This window comes from Geodermatophilus sabuli (assembly GCF_900215145.1).
Lineage (GTDB): Bacteria > Actinomycetota > Actinomycetes > Mycobacteriales > Geodermatophilaceae > Geodermatophilus > Geodermatophilus sabuli.
Genome location: NZ_OBDO01000007.1, coordinates 283,905 through 301,722, shown reverse-complemented (window position 1 = coordinate 301,722; position 17,818 = coordinate 283,905). Strand labels below are relative to the sequence as shown.

Genomic DNA, 17,818 nt, shown 5'->3' with positions numbered 1-17,818 from the left:
GTCAGGGCCGGCGGGCCACCGGCTGCACCAGGACCGGCCCGGACGGCGACGGCCGCTCGCCGTCCACCGGGTGGAGGCGGACGGCCAGGAGCGCGACGTCGTCCTCGGCGCCCTCCCCGACCATCTCGGCGAGCAGCCGGTCGCAGAGCTGGTCGAGGGTCGCCTCCTCCCGGGCGGCGACCCGCAGGCAGCCGCGCAGCTGGTCGCGGCCCTCGTCGAGGGGGACGCTGCGCCGCTCGAAGAGCCCGTCGGTGAACAGCAGCAGGGTCGCGCCCTCGGGGAGGACGACCTCGCCGTCGGCGCGGGGCCCGCGCCAGCCGATGCCGAGGGGCGGGCCGACCGGCGCGGACAGGTCCGTCACCGTGCCGTCCGGTCCGAGCAGCATCGGCTCGGGGTGACCGGCCGTGGACCAGCGCAGCCGGCGCAGTCCCGCCGTCCGCTCCGTGGGCGTCTGCTCGAGCCGGCACACCAGGGCGGTGGCCATCGCCGGCACGGCCAGGCCGACCAGCGCGTGGTCCACCCGGCGCAGGAGGCCGGCCGGCTCCTCCAGCCGGTCGAAGGCAATCGCCCGGACCAGGGTCTTGACCTGGCCCATGGCCGCGGCCGCCTCGATGTCGTGACCCATGACGTCGCCGATGACGACCACCGTGTCGCCGTCCGGCTGCAGAAACGAGTCGTACCAGTCCCCGCCGATGGAGACCCCCCGGGTGGCGGCCCGGTAGCGGACGGCCAGCTCCAGGTCGTCCGGCTGCACCGGCGGGGAGAGCAGGCTGACCTGCAGCCGCTCGGCGACCTGCTGGTTGGCCCTGGCCAGCCGGGCGTTGTCCAGGGCCAGCGCGGCCCGGCGGGAGGCGATCTCGGCCGTCCGGAGCTCGGCCGGCGTGTGCGCGCCGCGCTCGGGGCCGTTGACCAGGGTGAAGGCGCCGATGACCTCGCCGCGGGCCACCAGGGGGAAGGCGGCGACCGCCGCGGGCCGCAGCACCCCCAGCACCTGGCGGGCGGCCGGGTCGCTGACCATCGCGCCGACGTCGGCGGCGGTGAGCGCCTCGATGACCACGGACCGCCCGCTGCGCAGCGACTGCGGCACCGGGGCGCTGGGGGCGTTGGTGCGTACCCGCGAGTCGGCGTAGCGGTGCATGGCCTCGACCATCGCGGGGTCGCTGTGCGCGCGACCGACGTCGCGGCGGGTGCCGTCGGGGTCGATGACGCTGACCAGGCACCAGTCGGCCAGCACGGGCACCACCAGGTGGGCGAACCGGTCGACGGCCTCGTCCGCGTCGACGGTGGAGGTCATGGCCAGGTTGATGTCCCCGAGCAGCATCAGGTGCCGGCCGGCCCGCTCGGCCTCCGCGGCGGCCCGGGCGCGCTCCTCCTCGGTGCGCCGTCGCTCGGTGACGTCGTCGTAGGTGACCACCAGGCCGGCGTCGGTGCGGAACGCGTCCGCGCGGAACCACCGGCCCAGCGGCTCGAACCACGCCTCGACGCTGCCCGACACCCCGGTGGCCCGGACCCGCCGGTAGAGCTCCTCGAACGGCCCTCCCACGGCCTCGGGGAACGCGGCCCAGACGTCCTGGCCGACCAGCTCGTCCACCGTGCGGGCGAGCACCCGCGCGCCCGCGGGGTTGATGTAGCGGAACCGCCAGTCCTCGTCCAGCACGAACAGCGGACGCTCCATCCCCTCGACGGCCTGCACGAGCAGGCCGGGGTCGTGCGCCGCCGGGTCCATGGTGATCACTCTGCCGCATCGCCCGGTCCGTTCCGCACGGCGTCGCCCGGATGGGGGGCGCCGCGCCGCGCCCAGGACGCTTGGCAGCCGGTCCGCGCGCTGCCACGATCCGGGAGCCCGCCACGGCGGGCCGGTGCGGGGGGAACGCGCCGGGCAGCGGGGCCCGGAGCGCGCAGCGGAGGAGGGGTGAGCGGCGTGGACGACCGGTGCCCGCCCGCTGTGGCGCCGACCGTCGTCCCGTTGGCCGCCGTCCTGACACCGCCGGAACCGGCGCTGTCCACCGCCCTGCTCGCCACGGCCCCCGTCGCCCTGTGCTGCCTGGACGCCACCCAACGGATCCGCTACGCCAACCGGGCCGCCGAGCGGCTCCTGGGTCGCCCCGCGACCGGGCTCCTCGGCCGGCCGGTGGACGCCGTCCTGCCGTCGGACGTCGCCGCCGCCGTCCTGACCGCCTGCGCCGAGGCGATGAGCTCCGCCGGGCCGGTCGCCGTCGAGCTGCCGACCCCGGGTGCCGGGGCGCGCTGGGTGGAGCTGCACGCCTGGCCCACGCCGGTCGGGCCGGCCTTCGCCTTCATCGACATCACCATCCGGCGGCGCGCCCAGGAGGCCGGCGAACGGGCCCGGCAGGCGGCGGAGCGGGCCGGCGCCCGCCTGGCGCTGCTCGCCGCGGTCAGCGCCGAGCTGGCCGGGGCCCGGGACGTCGAGTCGGCGCTGGGCAGCCTGGCGCGGCTGGTGGTGCCCGATCTGGCCGACGGCTGCATCGTGACGGTCATCGACCGCGACGGCCGGGCCCGCGACGTGGGCTCCTGGCACGCCGACCCGGACCGCCGCGAGGTGGTGGCGCGCTACGCCGCGGTGCGCATGGACACCCTCCCGGAGACCTCGCCGGTCGCCCGGGCGCTGCGGGCGGGCACGGAGGCCCGGGAGTCGGTGGACAGCGTCCTCGGCCTGATGCCCCCGGGACCGGCGCGGGACCTGCTGCTGGCCCTCCGGCCGGAGTCGGCCGTCGTCCTCCCGCTCCCCGCCGGGGACCGCCCCGTCGGCGTGTTGACCCTGTACCTCGACCCGGGCCGCACCCCGGACGCCGACGACCTCGCCGCCGCCCGCGAGGTGGCCGACCGGGCCGGCCGCGCCGTGGACCGGGTGCACCGGGCGAGCCGCCAGGCCCAGCTGGCCGAGGCGCTGCAGCGCAGCCTGCTCACCGAACCCCTCAGCGTGGACGGCGCCCAGCTGGAGGTGCGGTACGTGCCGGCCGCCGAGGCGGCCCAGGTCGGCGGCGACTGGTACGACGCGTTCCTGCACCCCGCCGGCGACCCGGTGCTGGTGATCGGTGACGTCGCGGGGCACGACACCGCCGCCGCGGCGGAGATGGGCCAGCTGCGGGGCCTGCTCCGCGGCATCGCGCACTACAGCGGGGCCGGGCCGGCCGAGGTGCTGCGCGGGCTGGACGCCGCGATGGGCCACATGTACCCGGGCACCCTGGCCACCGCGGCCATCGCGCGGGTGGAGCGGGACGGCACGGAGCTGCGGTGGGCCAGCGCCGGGCACCCGCCGCCCCTGGTCGCCGATCCGGACGGCACGGTGAGCGTGCTGTCCCGGGGCTTCGGCGACCTGCTGCTCGGCGTCGACCCCACCACCGCCCGGCGTGAGTTCACGGCCCCGCTGCCGCTCGGGGCCACCGTGCTGCTCTACACCGACGGGCTGGTCGAGCGGCGCGACCGCAGCGTCGACGCGGGGGTCGCCCATCTGCAGCGGCAGCTCGCCGAGCTGGTGGGGCTGCCGCTGGACCGGCTGTGCGACGAGCTGCTGGCCCGCATGCTGGCCGGCGTCCCCCAGGACGACGTCGCCCTCGTCGCGCTCCGCCTGCAGCCGGCCGGCCGGTTCGCGGGCGCCGCGGGGTGAGACGCCTCACCCCGGAGGGTCGGAAACGCCCCGGCAACGGTTGAGCCCCGGAGCGGGTGGGCACCCCTGTGCCGTCGGAGCCGACGACGGTGGGAGAGGGCAGTGGGTCGACTCGCGTGGCCGGTGCGCCCGCTCCCGGACGGTCGGGGCGAGGTGTGGCGGTGGGACCTGCAGACGGTGGCCGAGCTCCCGGCGGCCCGCGCCGGTCTGCGGGGCCGGCTCGAGGACGTCGGCTTCCCGCGGGCGGAGGAGGACCTCGCCGCCGAGCAGCTGGTGCTGGCCTTCGACGAGCTGGCCTCCAACGCCCTGCGGCACGGGCTCTCCCCGGTGGTGGCGACCGTCGTCGCCGGCAGCGGGGGCTGGCTGCTCGACGTGAGCGACCACGACCCGGAGACGATGCCGACGCCCGCCGTCGACCGTGACCCCGCGCAGGGCGGGCTGGGCCTGCACCTGGTCGCGCGGCTCGCGGTCGCGCACGGCTGGTACGTCGACGACGGGCGCAAGCACGTGTGGGCGTGCATGCCCGCCACGCACCAGGACCGCCACCCCGTCTACAGCTGACGTGGCACGTGCGACGGCCCCGGGGCGAGCGCCCCGGGGCCGTCGTCACGAGATGCGCCCGGGACGGCGGGAACCTGCGTTCCGGCGCCGTCCCGGGGCAGTCGGATCCGCGGCCGGCCGCGGGGTGGGCCGGCCGCGGGGCCCGGAGGGTCCCCGACCGGGACACGGGCAGCGGCTCAGCGCCGGTCGGGGACGGCTCCTGGCGGCGGGTGGGCCGGTCGCGGGGCCCGGAGGGTCCCCGACCGGGACATGGGCAGCGGCTCAGCGCCGGTCGGGGACGGCTCCTGGCGGCGGTGTCGTCCGGTAGGACGACGGTGTCACGGGATGACCAGCGACAGCGCGCCCTTGCCGTAGCCGGGCACGTCGACGGCGAGGTCGATCCGGTTGAACGCGGCGGCCATCTCCGCGAGGTCGGCCGGCAGGTCGTCCCCGGGGGCGTACAGCTTGTACAGCTTGGAGTGCGGCGCGCCCGGCACGTTGAACAGCGCCGACAGCACGTTGACGACCTCGTGCAGCGCCTCGGTGAGCATCGTGGTGAGCTCGCCGTCCTCCTCGACGGCGTCCTGGACGCCGCCGGGCGGCAGCATGGCCAGCGCGCCGCCGGTGTAGGCCGACAGCGGCAGGTCCATGAGGCACAGCGCGTTGACCGCCAGCTGCGGGTCGACGTAGACGGCGAGGGACACCGGGCGCTTCTCCCCCGGGGTCACCGGCGCGCCCGGTGCCACCGCGACCGGCTTGCCGAGCAGGCCCACGAGCATGTCGCGGACGTCCTTGGCGGCCGGCAGGACGAGCGTCGTCACACGATCACCCCGTCCAGGGCGTCCTTGAAGGTGTCCTCGTTGAACGGCTTGGCGATGAGGAACAGCGCCCCGGCATCGGCCGCCTTCTCGCGCATCTCCACCGAGCCCTCGGAGGTCACGAAGCCGAACGGCACGCCGGAGCCGGAGGAGCGCAGGGCCTGCAGGCACTCCAGCCCCGTCATGTTCGGCATGTTCCAGTCAGACAGGACCAGGTCCGGGTCCTCGGCCTTGACCTTGTCGAAGGCGTCACGGCCGTCCTCGGCCTCGACGATGTCGTGGTCGTCGTAGCCGGCCTGCCGCAGGGTCCGGATGACGATCTGCCGCATGACGCGGCTGTCGTCGGCGATCAGGATCTTCACAGGGGCACTCCGTTCTCGTACGAGGGGGCTGGGTCGGCGTCCGGGGCGGGGGTGCCCTGGACGGAGATGGTCAGGGGACGGCCGCGCCACAGGGCGTCGACGCGGCAGGTGTCGGCCGGCGAGGTCACCCGCGGGGCGGGGCCGACCTCGGGCAGGCCGAGGAACGAGGGGCCGGGGAGGACGGCCTTGACGTTGCCGCCGACCACGTTGGCCAGCTCGCCCAAGGCGTCGTCGACGTCCTCGGGCTCCAGCTCCGCCGGGGCGTGCTCGCGCAGCAGCGCGCGGGTCAGCTCCTCGGCGGTGTCCCGGTCGCAGGTGAGGACGACGGTGCCGGACCACGGGCCGACGATCTCGACCCAGGAGCTCCGGGTGTCGGGACCGAGCTCCCCCGGCACGGGCACCAGGACCTCGTCCTCGCCCACGAGGGCGCTCCACGCCTGGTCGGCGATCTCCTGGACCGTCGCCTCGTCGAGCAGCTGGGTGATGACCGGCGCCGTCACAGGGCCACCTCCTGCGGGAGCAGGCCGAGCAGCGCGAGCTTGTCGCGGATCGCGTCGGCGGTGAACGGCTTGAGGACGTACTCGTGGGCGCCGGCGGCCAGGGCGCGGACGATCTGGGACTGCTCGCCCTCGGAGGTGACCATCATCAGCGTCACCGCCCGCCAGCCCGGGTTGGCCCGGACGGCGGAGACGAACTGCAGCCCGTCCATCACCGGCATGTTCCAGTCGATGGTGCACAGCTCGGGCAGCCAGCCCTCGTGCAGGACGTCTAGCGCCTCCTGCCCGTGGCCGGCCTGGCGGGTCTCGTAGCCGAAGCCCTCGAGGGTCCCGCTCACGATCCGCCGCATCGCGCGGGAGTCGTCGATCACCAGAGCACGCACGTCAGGCCCCCTTCAACGGGCGGTAGGCGGAGCTGCGGCCGATGACGACCCGCTCCCAGCAGTCGTCGACGCCGAGGGTGGTCTCCGCGGCACCGAGGAAGAGCCAGCCGTCGGGACGCATCAGGGCACGCACCCGCCGGAGGATCGCCTGCTTGGTGGGCAGGTCGAAGTAGATGAGCACGTTGCGCAGGTAGACCACGTCGAACGGGCCCATCCGCGGCAGCGGCGCCGCCAGGTTGCACTCGCTGGCGGTGACCATGCGGCGCAGGGTGGGGGTCACCTCCCACTCCGTGCCGACCCGGGAGAAGTGCCGGACCAGCATCGGCGCGGGCAGGCCGCGGTTCACCTCGAGCTGGCTGAACCGGCCGGCGCGGGTGCGCTCGACCATCTCGCGGGAGATGTCGGTCGCGGTGATGGAGACGCGGGAGCCCGCGTCGGGCATGGCGTCCTGGAGCAGCATCGCGATCGTGTAGGCCTCCTGCCCGCTGGAGCAGGCCGCGGACCAGATCTGCAGCCGCTCGCCCGGGTTGCGGGCGGCCAGCAGCGCCGGCAGCACCGTCGAGGTGAGCGCGGTGAACGGGTCGCCGTCCCGGAACCACGACGTCTCGTTCGTGGTGAGCGCCTCGACGATCCTCCGGGTGGACTCGGGGCTCGGCCGGGTGCGGACGGAGTCGACGAACCGGCCCACGTCGGGCAGGCCCAGCTGGCGGGCGATCGGCAGCAGCCGGGCCTCCACCAGGTACTCCTTGCCGGGGGCGAGCACGATCGCGCTCTCCCGGTGCACCAGTTGACGGACCCAGTCGAAACCGGTGGCAGTGAGGGTCATCGCCGTCCTCCGGCGGTCGCGGGGACGGGGGCGGGAACGCGCGGCGGGGCCAGCCGCCGGTGGATCGACTCGGCGATCCGGTCGAGCGGGAGCACCTCGTCGGCGAAGCCGGCCGCCGCCACCGCACCCGGCATCCCCCACACCACCGAGGTGGCCTGGTCCTGGACGACGACGGCGCCGCCCGCCTCGCGGATGCGGCCGGCGCCGATCCGGCCGTCGGAGCCCATGCCGGTGAGCACCACGCCGAGGACCGCGCCGTCGTAGGTGTCGACGGCCGAGCGGAACAGCGGGTCGACGGCCGGGCGGCAGAAGTTCTCCGGCGGCCCCTGGCTGAGCACGGTGTGCTGCCCGCGGCCGGTGCTGCGGATGGTCAGGTGGTGGTCGCCGGGGGCGAGGTGGACCGTGCCGGGCAGCAGCGGGCTGCCGTCGACGGCCTCGACGACGCGGAGGGCGCAGAGCCGGTCCAGCCGCTGGGCGAACTGCCGGGTGAACACCGGTGGCATGTGCTGCACCAGCAGCACGGGCACGGGCAGGTTCGCGGGCAGGACGGGCAGCAGCTTGGCCAGCGCCTCGGGACCACCGGTGGAGGAGCCGATCACCAGGACGGCGGGCTGCTTGACCGCGCCCTGCCGCGGTGCCGGCGGGCGGACCCGGGCCGGGACGGGCGCGGCGGCGGGGGCCGGGCCCGGCGTGACGGGGCGGCCGGTGAGGGCCTTGATCTTGGGGATGAGCTGCTCGCGCACGCTCTCCATCGACTGCGCGACGCTGCCGACGTTGGCCGGCTTGGTGACGTACTCGTTGGCGCCCGCCGACAGCGCGTCCAGGGTGGCCGCAGCGCCGCGCTCGGTCAGCGTGCTGAACATGATGATCGGCACCCGGCTGTGCCCTCGGCCCGCCCCACCACCCCCGGCACCGGCGCGGATGGCGCGGACCGCCTCGATGCCGTTCATCTCCGGCATCTCGATGTCCATGGTGACCAGATCCGGCTTCAGCTGCTCGAGCTTGCCCACCGCGATCCGGCCGTTGACCGCGGTGCCGACCACCTCGATGGCCGGGTCCTCGGACAGGACGTCGGTCACGATCTTGCGGACGACCACCGAGTCGTCGACGACCATCACCCGGATCGGGTCCATGCGTCCTCCGTCTCCCCTGGGCGGGCCAGCGGGGCTGAGCAGTGCTGTTCTGGTTCGGCAGTCGCCCGGAGGCCGCGCGGCGCGCGGGGGCGCACCGCTCCGGTGCGGTGCGGTGCGTCCGAAGACGGTGCCTGTCCCCGGAGTTGTCGGCCCGGTCGCGCTCGTCCTTGAGCCGATCTGGCGAATTCTCGGCGCATTTTTCCTGACCTGCGAAAATGCGGTCACCGACCATTTCGCGTCATGTGTCGACTCGTCTCCGACGCAACCCGGGGTGACCTCTCCCCGCACGATCAGCCCGGCTGGTCGTAGGGCGTCCTGGCTCGTCCCCGGCGCCGAGCCAGGACGCTCCGCGGTGAGCCAGGACGCTCCGCGCCGAGCCAGGACGCTCCGCGGTGAGCCAGGACGCTCCGCGGTGGGCCAGGCCGCCGGCGCGCCGTGCGCCGTCCTGCGCTCGCGGCGTCAGAGCCGAGCAGCCGGGGTAGGCGGGATGTCATGGCGCTCCCCCGTGTCCTCGTCCTCGTCCTCGCCGGTGGCGCGGGCGGCCGCCTGGAGCTGCTGACCGATCAGCGCGCCAAGCCCGCCGTCCCGTTCGCCGGCGTCTACCGGCTCATCGACTTCCCGCTGAGCAACTGCCAGCACTCGCACGTCTCCGACGTCTGGGTGTCGGTGCAGTTCCACCCGACCTCGCTGGCCCAGCACCTGGCCAACGGCCGGCCGTGGGACCTCGACCGGACCGCCGGCGGCCTGCTCACCCTGCCGCCGTACCGGGGCACCGAGCGGGGCGGCTGGGTGTCGGGCACGGCGGACTCGCTGTGGCGCTACGCGCCCCTGATCCGGGACTTCGCCGCCGACGCGCTGGTCGTGGTCAGCGCCGACGCCGTCTACAAGCTGGACTACCGGGAGGTCGTCGACGGGCACCTGGAGTCCGGCGCCGAGGTGACGATGGTGACCACCGAGGTGGCCGCGGACGACGCCGCCCGCTACGGCATCGTCGAGGTGGGCGACGGCGACCGGGTCCGGGACTACGCCTACAAGCCCGACCAGCCGCGCACGACCACCGCGACCAACGAGGTGTTCGTCTTCTCCCCCGGCCCGACGCTGGACCGGCTGGAGACGCTGAGCACGGAGGTCGGCGAGGAGGGTCTGGAGGACCTCGGCAGCCACCTGCTGCCCGCGCAGACCCGCGACGGGCGGGCCCGCGCGCACGCTCTGGACTCCTACTGGCGGGACGTCGGGACCATCCCGGCGTACTGGGCGGCGCACCAGGACTTCCTCTCCCCCGAACCGCCGCTGGACCTCGACGACCCGGCCTGGGCGGTGCACACCCGCGGGGGACGGCACAGCGCCGCCCGGGTGCTGCGTGGCGCGGAGATCGAGGGCAGCCTGGTGTCCGGCGGCACGCGGGTCGCCGGGCGGGTGATCGGCTCGGTGCTCTCCCCCGGCGTCGTCGTGGAAGCCGGCGCCACCGTCGTGGACTCGGTGCTGCTGCCGGGCGCCCGGGTGCGCACCGGCGCCACGGTCACCCGCGCGGTCCTCGACGACCGGGTCGAGATCGGCGAGGGCGCCTCGGTCGGCGGGGACGGCGAGATCACGCTGGTCGGCCGCGAGGCCACCGTCGGGGCCGGTACCGAGCTCACCGCCGGCGCACGCCACCCCGACCCCGACGAGGACGAGGCATAGGAAGCGATTCCACGTCCACCCGCTCAGGACGTGGGAACCGCCTCCTATGCCTGGTGGGGGGCGAGCAGCACCGCGAGGGCGTCGGCGCCGAGCAGGTCGCCCATGACGATCCCCTGCACGCAGCCGGCCACGGCGTTCCAGGTGCCGGCGGCGGCGGTCGCGGCGTCGAATCCGCCGTCGAGGAACGCCTGGACGGCGAGCAGCTGGGCGGTGGCGAGGGTGCGCGTGCGGCCGGAAACGTGCGCGGCCCACGACGCCTCGTGCATGGCCGTCGCCCACGGCCGGCGCTCGGCGCGGGCGGCGTCGACCGCGGCCTGCCAGCGCGCCCGGCCGGCGGCGTCCAGTGTGCGCAGCCCGGCCAGCAGGTCGGTGAGCTCGGCGGTGGCGGGGCCGAGGCCGAGCTCCGGCGTCCCGACCATGCCGGCCGCGGTCGCGACGGCGAACGGCCCGGTCAGCTGGCGGTGCACCAGCGGCGGCAGCACGGCGGCGGCCCAGGCGCCGACGGCGGCGTCGGCGAGGACGTCGGCGGCCGCGGCGAGGACGTCGGCGTCGACCAGCGCCACGGCCGGGTGCTCGGGTCCGAGGACGTCCTCGCGGAGCACCCGCTCCAGGGCGACGACGTCCCCGATGGTGCTGCGCTCCAGCTGGGCCACGAGGGCGGCGGTGCGGTCGGTGCCGGGCAGGTCGGCCGCGGCGGTGCGCACGTGCGGCACGGAGACGGCGAGCTCGCGGGCCTTGCGCGACCGGACGGCGAGCACCGTGCGGAACTCGCGGTCGCGGCCCGTGGCCGGGTGGACCGAACCGAGCTGCTCCAGCGTCGCGGCGTCGGCCGCGAGCCCGGCCAGCAGGGCGTCGGCGACGGCCCGTCCGGCGGGCAACCGGACCAGGTCGAAGCCGAGAGTGGCGGCACTGACCAGCGAGTAGGGCACGACAGCGCCTCCCGATCCACGTCCCCCGAGGTGAGGTCAGCCCATGCTGACCGTGATCACCGGGAAGCGCCACGTCACCGTCACCCGATCGCCGGACCCCCGCAGGCCGCTCCCTGCGCGTCCCCTGCGTTCCCGTCAGCGATCGATCACCGAACGTGCTCACCTCGGGTGGTCGGCGTCCTCGTCGGCGGCGTCCTCCACCTCGCTCGCGAGGACGCTCGCGTCGCCGGCGCCGAGCGACTCGACCGCGGCCGCGTTCGCGGCCGCCTCGTCACCCGGGAACGCCGCGACCCCGGCCGGGCGGCCCTCCGGAGCGAGGGACCGCCCGACCGGGGTCGGGGAGGCGGGGCGTCGGCCGTCGGGGAAGTCCGGCCGCGCCCGGGTCCGATAGCGGTTCCCGTGAAACCGGCGACGGCTAGGCGCTGACGGCCTTCTGGACGTCGAGGGCCAGCAGCAGCTGCCCGTCGAGCTTGAACGCCCCACGGATCAGCTCGCGGGCCGAGCCGTCCAGGGTGTCCGGCGGCGCCTCGAAGTCGGCCGGGTCGACGTCGACGACGTCGGCGATCGCGTCGACGAGCAGGCTGACCGCCTCCCCGTGCAGCCGGACGACGATCACCACCGCGTCGATGCCCTCGGGGCGCGGCGGGCGGCCCAGCCGCTCCCGCAGCTCGATCGCGGTCACCACCTGCCCGCGCAGGTTGATCAGGCCGGCCACGGCGGCGGGCGCGAGCGGCACCCGGGTCAGCCCCTGGCTGCGCAGCACCTCCTGCACGTGCGCCACCTCGACGCCGTAGAGGTCGCCGTCCAGCCAGAAGGTGGCCAGCTGGCCGCCGACGGCCGGCGCCTGCGGTTCGGTCACGGCAGTCATCTCAGGCCTCCAGGAGGGACGCCGGGACGCCGGCCGGCGTCACGGGAGCGGAGTAGAAGGCGGGGTCGGCGGCCAGGATCGCCGCGCGGACGTCGAGCAGCTCGGTCACCTTGTCGCCGAGCACCGCCGACCCGAGCAGGCCCATGTCGTCGATGTCGCTGCGGACGGCCGCCTCGCCGTCGACGATGTCGAGGATCTCCTCGACCACGATGGCGACGCTGCGCCCGTGGTCGCTGTAGACGATGACCTCGAGCACCTCGTGGTCGCTCTCGCCGTAGGCGCCCAGGTGCCGGTCCAGCCGGACGATCGGCAGGATCGCGCCGCGGTACTGCACGACCTCGCGGTTGCCGACCCGCTCCACCGACTCGGTGCGCACCTGCTCCAGGCGGGTCACCGTGTCGAGCGGGATGGCGACCCGGCGGCCGCCGCCGATGGCGGCCAGCAGCATCCGCTGCCGCTCGGTGTCGGTGGCCGCGGCGCTCAGGGCCGCCAGGCGGGACTCCTGGCGCTCGTTGGTCTCGGCGCGCAGCGCCCGGCGGGCGAGGGCCTGGACATCGAGGATCAGCGCCACGGTGCCGTCGCCGAGGACGGTGGCCCCGGAGTACAGACCGATCGCCTTGAGCTGGCCGCCGACGGCCTTGACGACGATCTCCTCGGTGTTGATCACCCGGTCGACGACGAGGCCGAAGCGGCGTCCCTCGGAGCGGAGGACGGCGATGACGACGTGGCCGTCGTGCCGGTCGGAGGTCAGCCCGAGGACGTCGGTGAGCCGGACCAGGGGCAGCAGCTCGCCGCGCAGGCGGTAGACCGGCGCGCCACCGACCTCCTCGACCGCGGTGGCCGCCTTCTCCGCGTCCAGCGACACGAGCTCCTGGAGGCTGATCTGCGGGATCGCGTAGCGGTCGCCGGCGCACTCGACGGTCAGCGCGGGGACGATCGCCAGCGTCAGCGGGATCCGCAGCCGGCAGACGGTGCCCTCACCGGGCACCGACTCGACCTCGATGGTGCCGCCGATGGACTCGATGTTGGTCTTGACGACGTCCATGCCGACACCGCGGCCGGAGACGTTGGTGACGGCGGCGGCGGTGGAGAAGCCCGGCAGGAAGATCATCTGCAGGACGTCGGCCGGGCTGGTCCGCGCGAGGGCGTCGGCGGTGATGAGGCCGCGCTCGACGGCCTTGGCGCCCACCTTGGCCGGGTCGATGCCGGCACCGTCGTCGGCGACCTCGACCACGACCTGGCCGCTCTCGTGCTTGGCGCGCAGGGTCAGCACGCCCTCGGTGGGCTTGCCGGCCGCGCGGCGGTCCTCGGGGGCCTCGATGCCGTGGTCGACGGAGTTGCGGACCAGGTGGGTCAGCGGGTCCTTGACCGCCTCGAGCAGCGTCTTGTCCAGCTCGGTGTCGCGGCCCTCCATCTCCAGGCGGACGCTCTTGCCGCACTGCAGGCCCAGGTCGCGGACGACGCGCGGCAGCTTGGACCAGATGTGGTCGATCGGCTGCATGCGCGTCTTCATGACGCCCTCCTGCAGCTCGCTGGCGATCAGGTTCAGCCGCTGCGAGGCGCGCACCAGGTCGGTGTCGTTGGAGCGGCCGACGTACTGGACGATCTGGTTGCGGGTCAGCACCAGCTCGCCGACCAGCAGCATCAGCTCGTCGAGCAGGTCGACGTCCACCCGGATCGTGCTGTCGGCGACGGCCCGGCGGGCCTGGCCGCCGGCGGCGTCGGCGGCCGGGGTGTCGGCCTCGGCGTGCTCGGGCGCCTCGAGCACCGGCTCACGCCGGGACGCGGGGACGCGGGTCTCGGACACGGGCGAGGGCACCTCCACGGCGGGGGCCGGAGCGGGGACGAGGGACTGGGCGGCCTCGGGAGCGGCGGCGACCGGCGCCTCCTCGAGCGCGGGCTCCTCCGCAGCCGGCTGCTCGGCGGGAACCGGGGCCGCGGGGACCGGAGCGTCCTCCATCGCCGCGCTGATCGCCGCCACGACGGCGGAGACGTCGACCGAGCCCTCGCCGCCGGTGGCCTCGATGGAGGCCAGCAGCGAGCGCACCGTGTCGACCATCTGGAGCAGCACGCTGGTCCGGGTGGGGGTCAGCGCGAGGGCGCCGTCCCGCAGCCGGGAGAGCATGTTCTCCCCGACGTGGGTGACCTCCTCCAGGCGGTGGAAGGCCAGGAAGCCGCTGGTGCCCTTGATCGTGTGGATCGTGCGGAAGATGCTCGACAGCCGCTCCCGCGAGTCGGGCTCCTGCTCCAGGGCGACCAGGTCGGTGTCCAGCTGGTCGAGGTTCTCGTGGCTCTCGACCAGGAACTCCTCGACGATGTCGTCCAGACCGTCCACGTTGCTCTTCTCTCTCGACCCCGGCGCTGCACACGCTTCGGGGAGGTCATCGGCGGGGGGTGCCCGCGGGTCAAGCCCAACAGCTGGGCCTGACCCGCGGGACGGGACGGGCACGTGGGGCCGGTGCCCCCACCCCCGTCAGTAGGTGAAGCGCGAGACCCCGTTCCGCAGTTCGGCGGCCATGCGGGACAGCTCGTCGACGGCGCTGCGGGTCTGGGACAACGCCTGGGTGGTCGCATCGGCGGCGCCGGAGACGCCGGTGATGTTCTCGGCGATCTGGCCGGTGCCCTGTGCGGCCTCCTGCACCGAGCGGGACATCTCGCCGGTGGTGGCGGTCTGCTCCTCCACCGCGCTGGCGATGGTGGTCTGCCGGTCGGAGATCTGCGCCACGATCTGCGAGATCTCGTCGATCGCGGTCACCGCCGCGGTCGTGTCGTGCTGGATGGCCTCGACCCGGCGGGCGATGTCCTCGGTGGCCTTGGCCGTCTCCTGGGCGAGCTCCTTGACCTCGTTGGCCACGACCGCGAAGCCCTTGCCGGCCTCACCGGCGCGCGCGGCCTCGATGGTGGCGTTCAGCGCCAGCAGGTTGGTCTGCTCGGCGATGCTGGTGATGACCTTGACGACGTTGCCGATCTCGGCCGAGGAGTCACCCAGCTTGGCGACGGTGGCGGTCGTGGTCGCGGCGGCGGTGACGGCGCGGGTGGCGACGTCGGAGGCCTCGGCGGCGTTGGTCGCGATCTCCCGGATCGACGCCCCCATCTGCTCGGCTCCCGCGGCGACGGTCTGCACGTTGCGGGAGACCTCCTCGGCGGCGCCGGCGACCACGCCGGACTGGGCCGAGGTCTCCTCCGCCGACGCCGAGATCTGCGCCGACGACGCCGACAGCTCCTCCGACGAGGCTGCCACCGCGTCCGCCGAGGCCGCCACCGACGACAGCACGTCCCGCAGGTTCTCCTGCGCGGTGCCCAGCGCGTCGGCCATGCGGCCCAGCTCGTCGCGGCCGGTCACCTCGGGGGCCACCGTCAGGTCCCCGCGGGCCAGCGCCTCCACCGAGGCCTGCACCGACCGCACCGTACCGACGATCCGGCGGATGACGTAGACGGTGAGTCCACCGGAGACGGCGATGCCCGCCGCGAGCGCCAGCCACAGGGTGAGGACGGCGGACGACGCGATCGCCCCGGCGTCGTCGGTGTCGGCCTGCCCGGCCGCGACGCGGCGGTCCTGCATGGCCTGGTACTCGTCCATGATCAGGTCCGAGGAGGCCTGCAGCGGGCCGGTGATGAGCTGGCCGGCGGTGGCCAGGTCGCCCCGGTCGGCCGCGGGGAGCAGCTGCCCGTCGGCGACCCCGTAGTAGTCGTCCACGTGCCCGCGGAAGACCTCGAAGGCCTCGCGGTTGACCGTCACCTCCGCGTACTCGTCCAGCTGCTCCTCGATGGTCTCCCGGCGCTCGGCGAGGTCGGCCCGCATGGCCACCCGGCCCTGCGCGTCCGTCAGGGCGTAGGCGTTGTAGCGGGAGCGGTCGCCCTGCCAGGAGCGCTGGATGTTGGACAGGTCGGCGAGGGTGACCACGTTCTCGTTGATGCGCCCGGAGGCGTCGTCCAGCGCGGTGATCCGGGACACCGCGAGGACGGTCATGGTCAGCGCCACGATCGCGAGCACCGCGACGGCCGCACCGATCTTCATCCCGACCGGGCGGTCGGCGAACCACCCGCCCGAACGTCCGCGACGTGCAGGGACGGCAGCAGTGGTCATGGTGGTGCTCCTCGCATAAGGCAGTTCAGGAATGGTGGTGGGGCGCACCGGACCGTCTGACGTCGCTGTCGTCGGTGCGTGGAGGAATGGTGAACGCCGCCGGACGCGGCCGTCGCACATTCGCGGACGTGTCGCGGAGCGCGTTCCAGAAATGTCGGTGACCGCATCGCCGCGGTCACCATGTCGACAGCGCCACCATTCCTGGAATGGCGAGAGGGGCGCCCGGCCGCATCGGCCGGGCGCCCCTCTCGCGGTGTTGTCAGTAGGTGAACCGGGCGACCCCGGCGCGCAGGTCGACCGCCATGCGGGACAGCTCGTCGACGGCGGTGCGGGTCTGGGTCAGCGCCTGGGTGGTCGCGTCGGCCGCGCCGGAGACACCCGTGATGTTGGCGGCGATCTCCCCCGAACCGCTCGCGGCCTCGGCCACCGACCGGGACATCTCACTGGTCGTGGCGGTCTGCTCCTCCACCGCGCTGGCGATGGTGAGCTGGAAGTCGTTGATCCGGCCGATGACCTCGCTGATGCGGCCGATCGCGGTCACCGCGCCGGTCGTGTCGCCCTGGATGGCCTCGACCCGGCGGGCGATGTCCTCGGTGGCCTTGGCCGTCTCCTGGGCGAGCTCCTTGACCTCGTTGGCCACGACCGCGAAGCCCTTGCCGGCCTCACCGGCCCGCGCCGCCTCGATGGTGGCGTTCAACGCCAGCAGGTTGGTCTGCTCGGCGATCGAGGTGATCACCTTCACCACGTCACCGATCTCCCTCGAGGAGTCCCCGAGCCTGGTGATGGTCGCCGTCGTCGACTCCGCCTCGGCCACCGCCGCGGCCGCCACGCGCGCCGCCTCGTTCGCGTTCTGGGCGATCTCCCGGATCGACGCCCCCATCTGCTCCGCACCCGCGGCCACCGTCTCCACGCCCCGGGTGACCTCCTCGGCGGCCGAGGCCACGACGCCGGACTGCGCGCTGGTCTCCTCCGCCGACGCCGCGATCTGCGCCGAGGACGCCGACAGCTCCTCCGAGGCCGCGGCCACCGCGCCGGCGGACGCGACGATCTCGCCGACCGTCGTGGCCATCGCCTCCGCGGCCGTGTTGAGGGCGGCGGCCATCTGCCCCAGCTCGTCGTTCCCGCGCACCGGCAGGGAGACGGTGAGGTCCCGGGCGGCCAGCCGCTCCAGGCCGGCCTTGACGTCCCGGACGCCGCGGACGACACCCCGCGAGACGACGAGGGCGAGCCCGCCGCCGAGCAGGAAGGCCAGCACGGCCACCAGGACGGAGACGACGACGGTCTCGGTCTCGGCCGCGGCGGCGTCCTCGGCCGTCCGGGCGACGCGGGCGTCCACGGAGTCGACCAGCTCGGTCATCGCCTGGTCGAGCACGTAGAAGACGTCCCACTTGTCGCCGGTGGACAGGGCGTCGCCCTCGTCGAGCCGGCCCTGCGCCCACAGCGCGAAGATCTGGTCGTTGTAGTCGCTCATCGCCGACCAGTTCTGCTCGATCGCGTCGAGGCTGTCCCGGCCCTGCTGGTCGAGCAGCGACCGGTCGAGGGCGAACAGCTCCTCGAAGCCGCTCGCGCCGTCCCGGTAGGCGGCGATGTTGTCGCCGTTCGGGTCGGCGGCCACGGGGCCACCGTCGACCCGGGCCTTCCAGGCGGTGATGTTCTGCCAGTTGGCGGCCCAGAGCAGGTCGTAGCGGGCGGCCTCGACCGTGCGCTGGACCCCCACGGCCGCCGTCGCCTCGGCGTTGAGGTCGCTGATCCGGCTCGTGCCCACGACGCCGGAGACCGTCGCCGCCGCCATCCCCAGGACGAGGGCGGAACAGAGGGCGAAGATCCGCGTGGCGATGCCACGGTCGCGATACCAGTGCCGAGCCGGGGCTCCGGCAGACGAGACAGCCATTTTCTCGATGTCCTCGATCCGGGTGATGGGGTGTTCTCACCGGCATCGTCGGCATCCCGGCCAGGTCTCTCAACGCTAAGACACCAGCGTGTCCTGGATCGGCGGACAAAGATCGGTCAGCGCATTCCATGCAGCGTCTTGTCGACTTCTCCCAGAATGGCGCGCGAACGCGTCGG

Annotated in this window: 15 protein-coding genes; 3 read left to right on the top strand and 12 right to left on the bottom strand. The window is 74.6% G+C overall.

The features are described from left to right. Position 1: 1 nt before the first annotated feature. Complete coding sequence (locus CRP39_RS17115; protein WP_143426680.1) at positions 2-1,726, bottom strand: PP2C family protein-serine/threonine phosphatase; 1,725 nt, start codon at positions 1,724-1,726, stop codon at positions 2-4. A gap of 195 nt (positions 1,727-1,921) precedes the next feature. Here CRP39_RS17115 and CRP39_RS17110 point away from each other — a divergent pair, with 195 nt between their 5' ends. Continuing rightward, entirely contained in the window at positions 1,922-3,628 is a 1,707-nt protein-coding gene (locus CRP39_RS17110) for a SpoIIE family protein phosphatase (protein WP_245853930.1), read from the top strand. Between the two features lie 102 nt (positions 3,629-3,730). Further along, positions 3,731-4,189, top strand: coding sequence for an ATP-binding protein (locus CRP39_RS17105; protein WP_097207565.1), 459 nt, complete (start codon positions 3,731-3,733; stop codon positions 4,187-4,189). A gap of 317 nt (positions 4,190-4,506) precedes the next feature. Here CRP39_RS17105 and CRP39_RS17100 read toward each other — a convergent pair whose 3' ends face one another. The 6 genes from CRP39_RS17100 to CRP39_RS17075 are packed head-to-tail and all read right to left on the bottom strand — an operon-like array spanning position 4,507 to position 8,187. Continuing rightward, positions 4,507-4,989: a hypothetical protein gene (locus tag CRP39_RS17100; protein WP_245853929.1), complete on the bottom strand. Its 483-nt coding sequence runs from the start codon at positions 4,987-4,989 to the stop codon at positions 4,507-4,509. After that, entirely contained in the window at positions 4,986-5,348 is a 363-nt protein-coding gene (locus tag CRP39_RS17095; protein ID WP_097207564.1) for a response regulator, read from the bottom strand. Before CRP39_RS17095 ends, CRP39_RS17100 begins: the two co-directional genes overlap by 4 nt. Beyond that, positions 5,345-5,848, bottom strand: a complete 504-nt coding sequence (locus tag CRP39_RS17090; protein WP_097207563.1) for a chemotaxis protein CheX — start codon at positions 5,846-5,848, stop codon at positions 5,345-5,347. Before CRP39_RS17090 ends, CRP39_RS17095 begins: the two co-directional genes overlap by 4 nt. Continuing rightward, positions 5,845-6,228, bottom strand: a complete 384-nt coding sequence (locus CRP39_RS17085; RefSeq protein ID WP_097207562.1) for a response regulator — start codon at positions 6,226-6,228, stop codon at positions 5,845-5,847. Before CRP39_RS17085 ends, CRP39_RS17090 begins: the two co-directional genes overlap by 4 nt. Before the next feature lies 1 nt (position 6,229). Beyond that, a complete protein-coding gene (locus CRP39_RS17080; RefSeq protein WP_097207561.1) occupies positions 6,230-7,054 on the bottom strand; it encodes a CheR family methyltransferase in 825 nt (274 codons plus the stop codon). Next, on the bottom strand, positions 7,051-8,187 hold the full coding sequence (locus CRP39_RS17075; protein WP_097207560.1) for a protein-glutamate methylesterase/protein-glutamine glutaminase: 1,137 nt from the start codon (positions 8,185-8,187) through the stop codon (positions 7,051-7,053). Before CRP39_RS17075 ends, CRP39_RS17080 begins: the two co-directional genes overlap by 4 nt. Positions 8,188-8,679: 492 nt before the next feature. Here CRP39_RS17075 and CRP39_RS17070 point away from each other — a divergent pair, with 492 nt between their 5' ends. Further along, a complete protein-coding gene (locus CRP39_RS17070) occupies positions 8,680-9,867 on the top strand; it encodes a glucose-1-phosphate adenylyltransferase family protein (RefSeq protein ID WP_097207559.1) in 1,188 nt (395 codons plus the stop codon). A gap of 44 nt (positions 9,868-9,911) precedes the next feature. Here CRP39_RS17070 and CRP39_RS17065 read toward each other — a convergent pair whose 3' ends face one another. The 5 genes from CRP39_RS17065 to CRP39_RS17045 all read right to left on the bottom strand — a co-directional run bounded on the left by CRP39_RS17065 (position 9,912) and on the right by CRP39_RS17045 (position 17,642). After that, positions 9,912-10,796, bottom strand: a complete 885-nt coding sequence (locus CRP39_RS17065) for a hypothetical protein (RefSeq protein ID WP_097207558.1) — start codon at positions 10,794-10,796, stop codon at positions 9,912-9,914. 415 nt (positions 10,797-11,211) lie between these two features. Continuing rightward, complete coding sequence (locus CRP39_RS17060; protein ID WP_097207557.1) at positions 11,212-11,664, bottom strand: chemotaxis protein CheW; 453 nt, start codon at positions 11,662-11,664, stop codon at positions 11,212-11,214. Position 11,665: 1 nt separating this feature from the next. Further along, a complete protein-coding gene (locus CRP39_RS17055) occupies positions 11,666-13,999 on the bottom strand; it encodes a chemotaxis protein CheA (RefSeq protein WP_097207556.1) in 2,334 nt (777 codons plus the stop codon). 138 nt (positions 14,000-14,137) lie between these two features. Next, positions 14,138-15,751 carry a methyl-accepting chemotaxis protein gene (locus tag CRP39_RS17050; RefSeq protein WP_097207555.1) on the bottom strand — a complete coding sequence of 538 codons (1,614 nt, stop codon included), beginning with the start codon at positions 15,749-15,751 and terminating at the stop codon, positions 14,138-14,140. A gap of 259 nt (positions 15,752-16,010) precedes the next feature. Continuing rightward, the gene (locus CRP39_RS17045; RefSeq protein WP_097207554.1) at positions 16,011-17,642 is read right to left on the bottom strand and encodes a methyl-accepting chemotaxis protein; all 1,632 of its coding nucleotides are present in this window, start codon (positions 17,640-17,642) and stop codon (positions 16,011-16,013) included. Positions 17,643-17,818 lie beyond the last annotated feature (176 nt).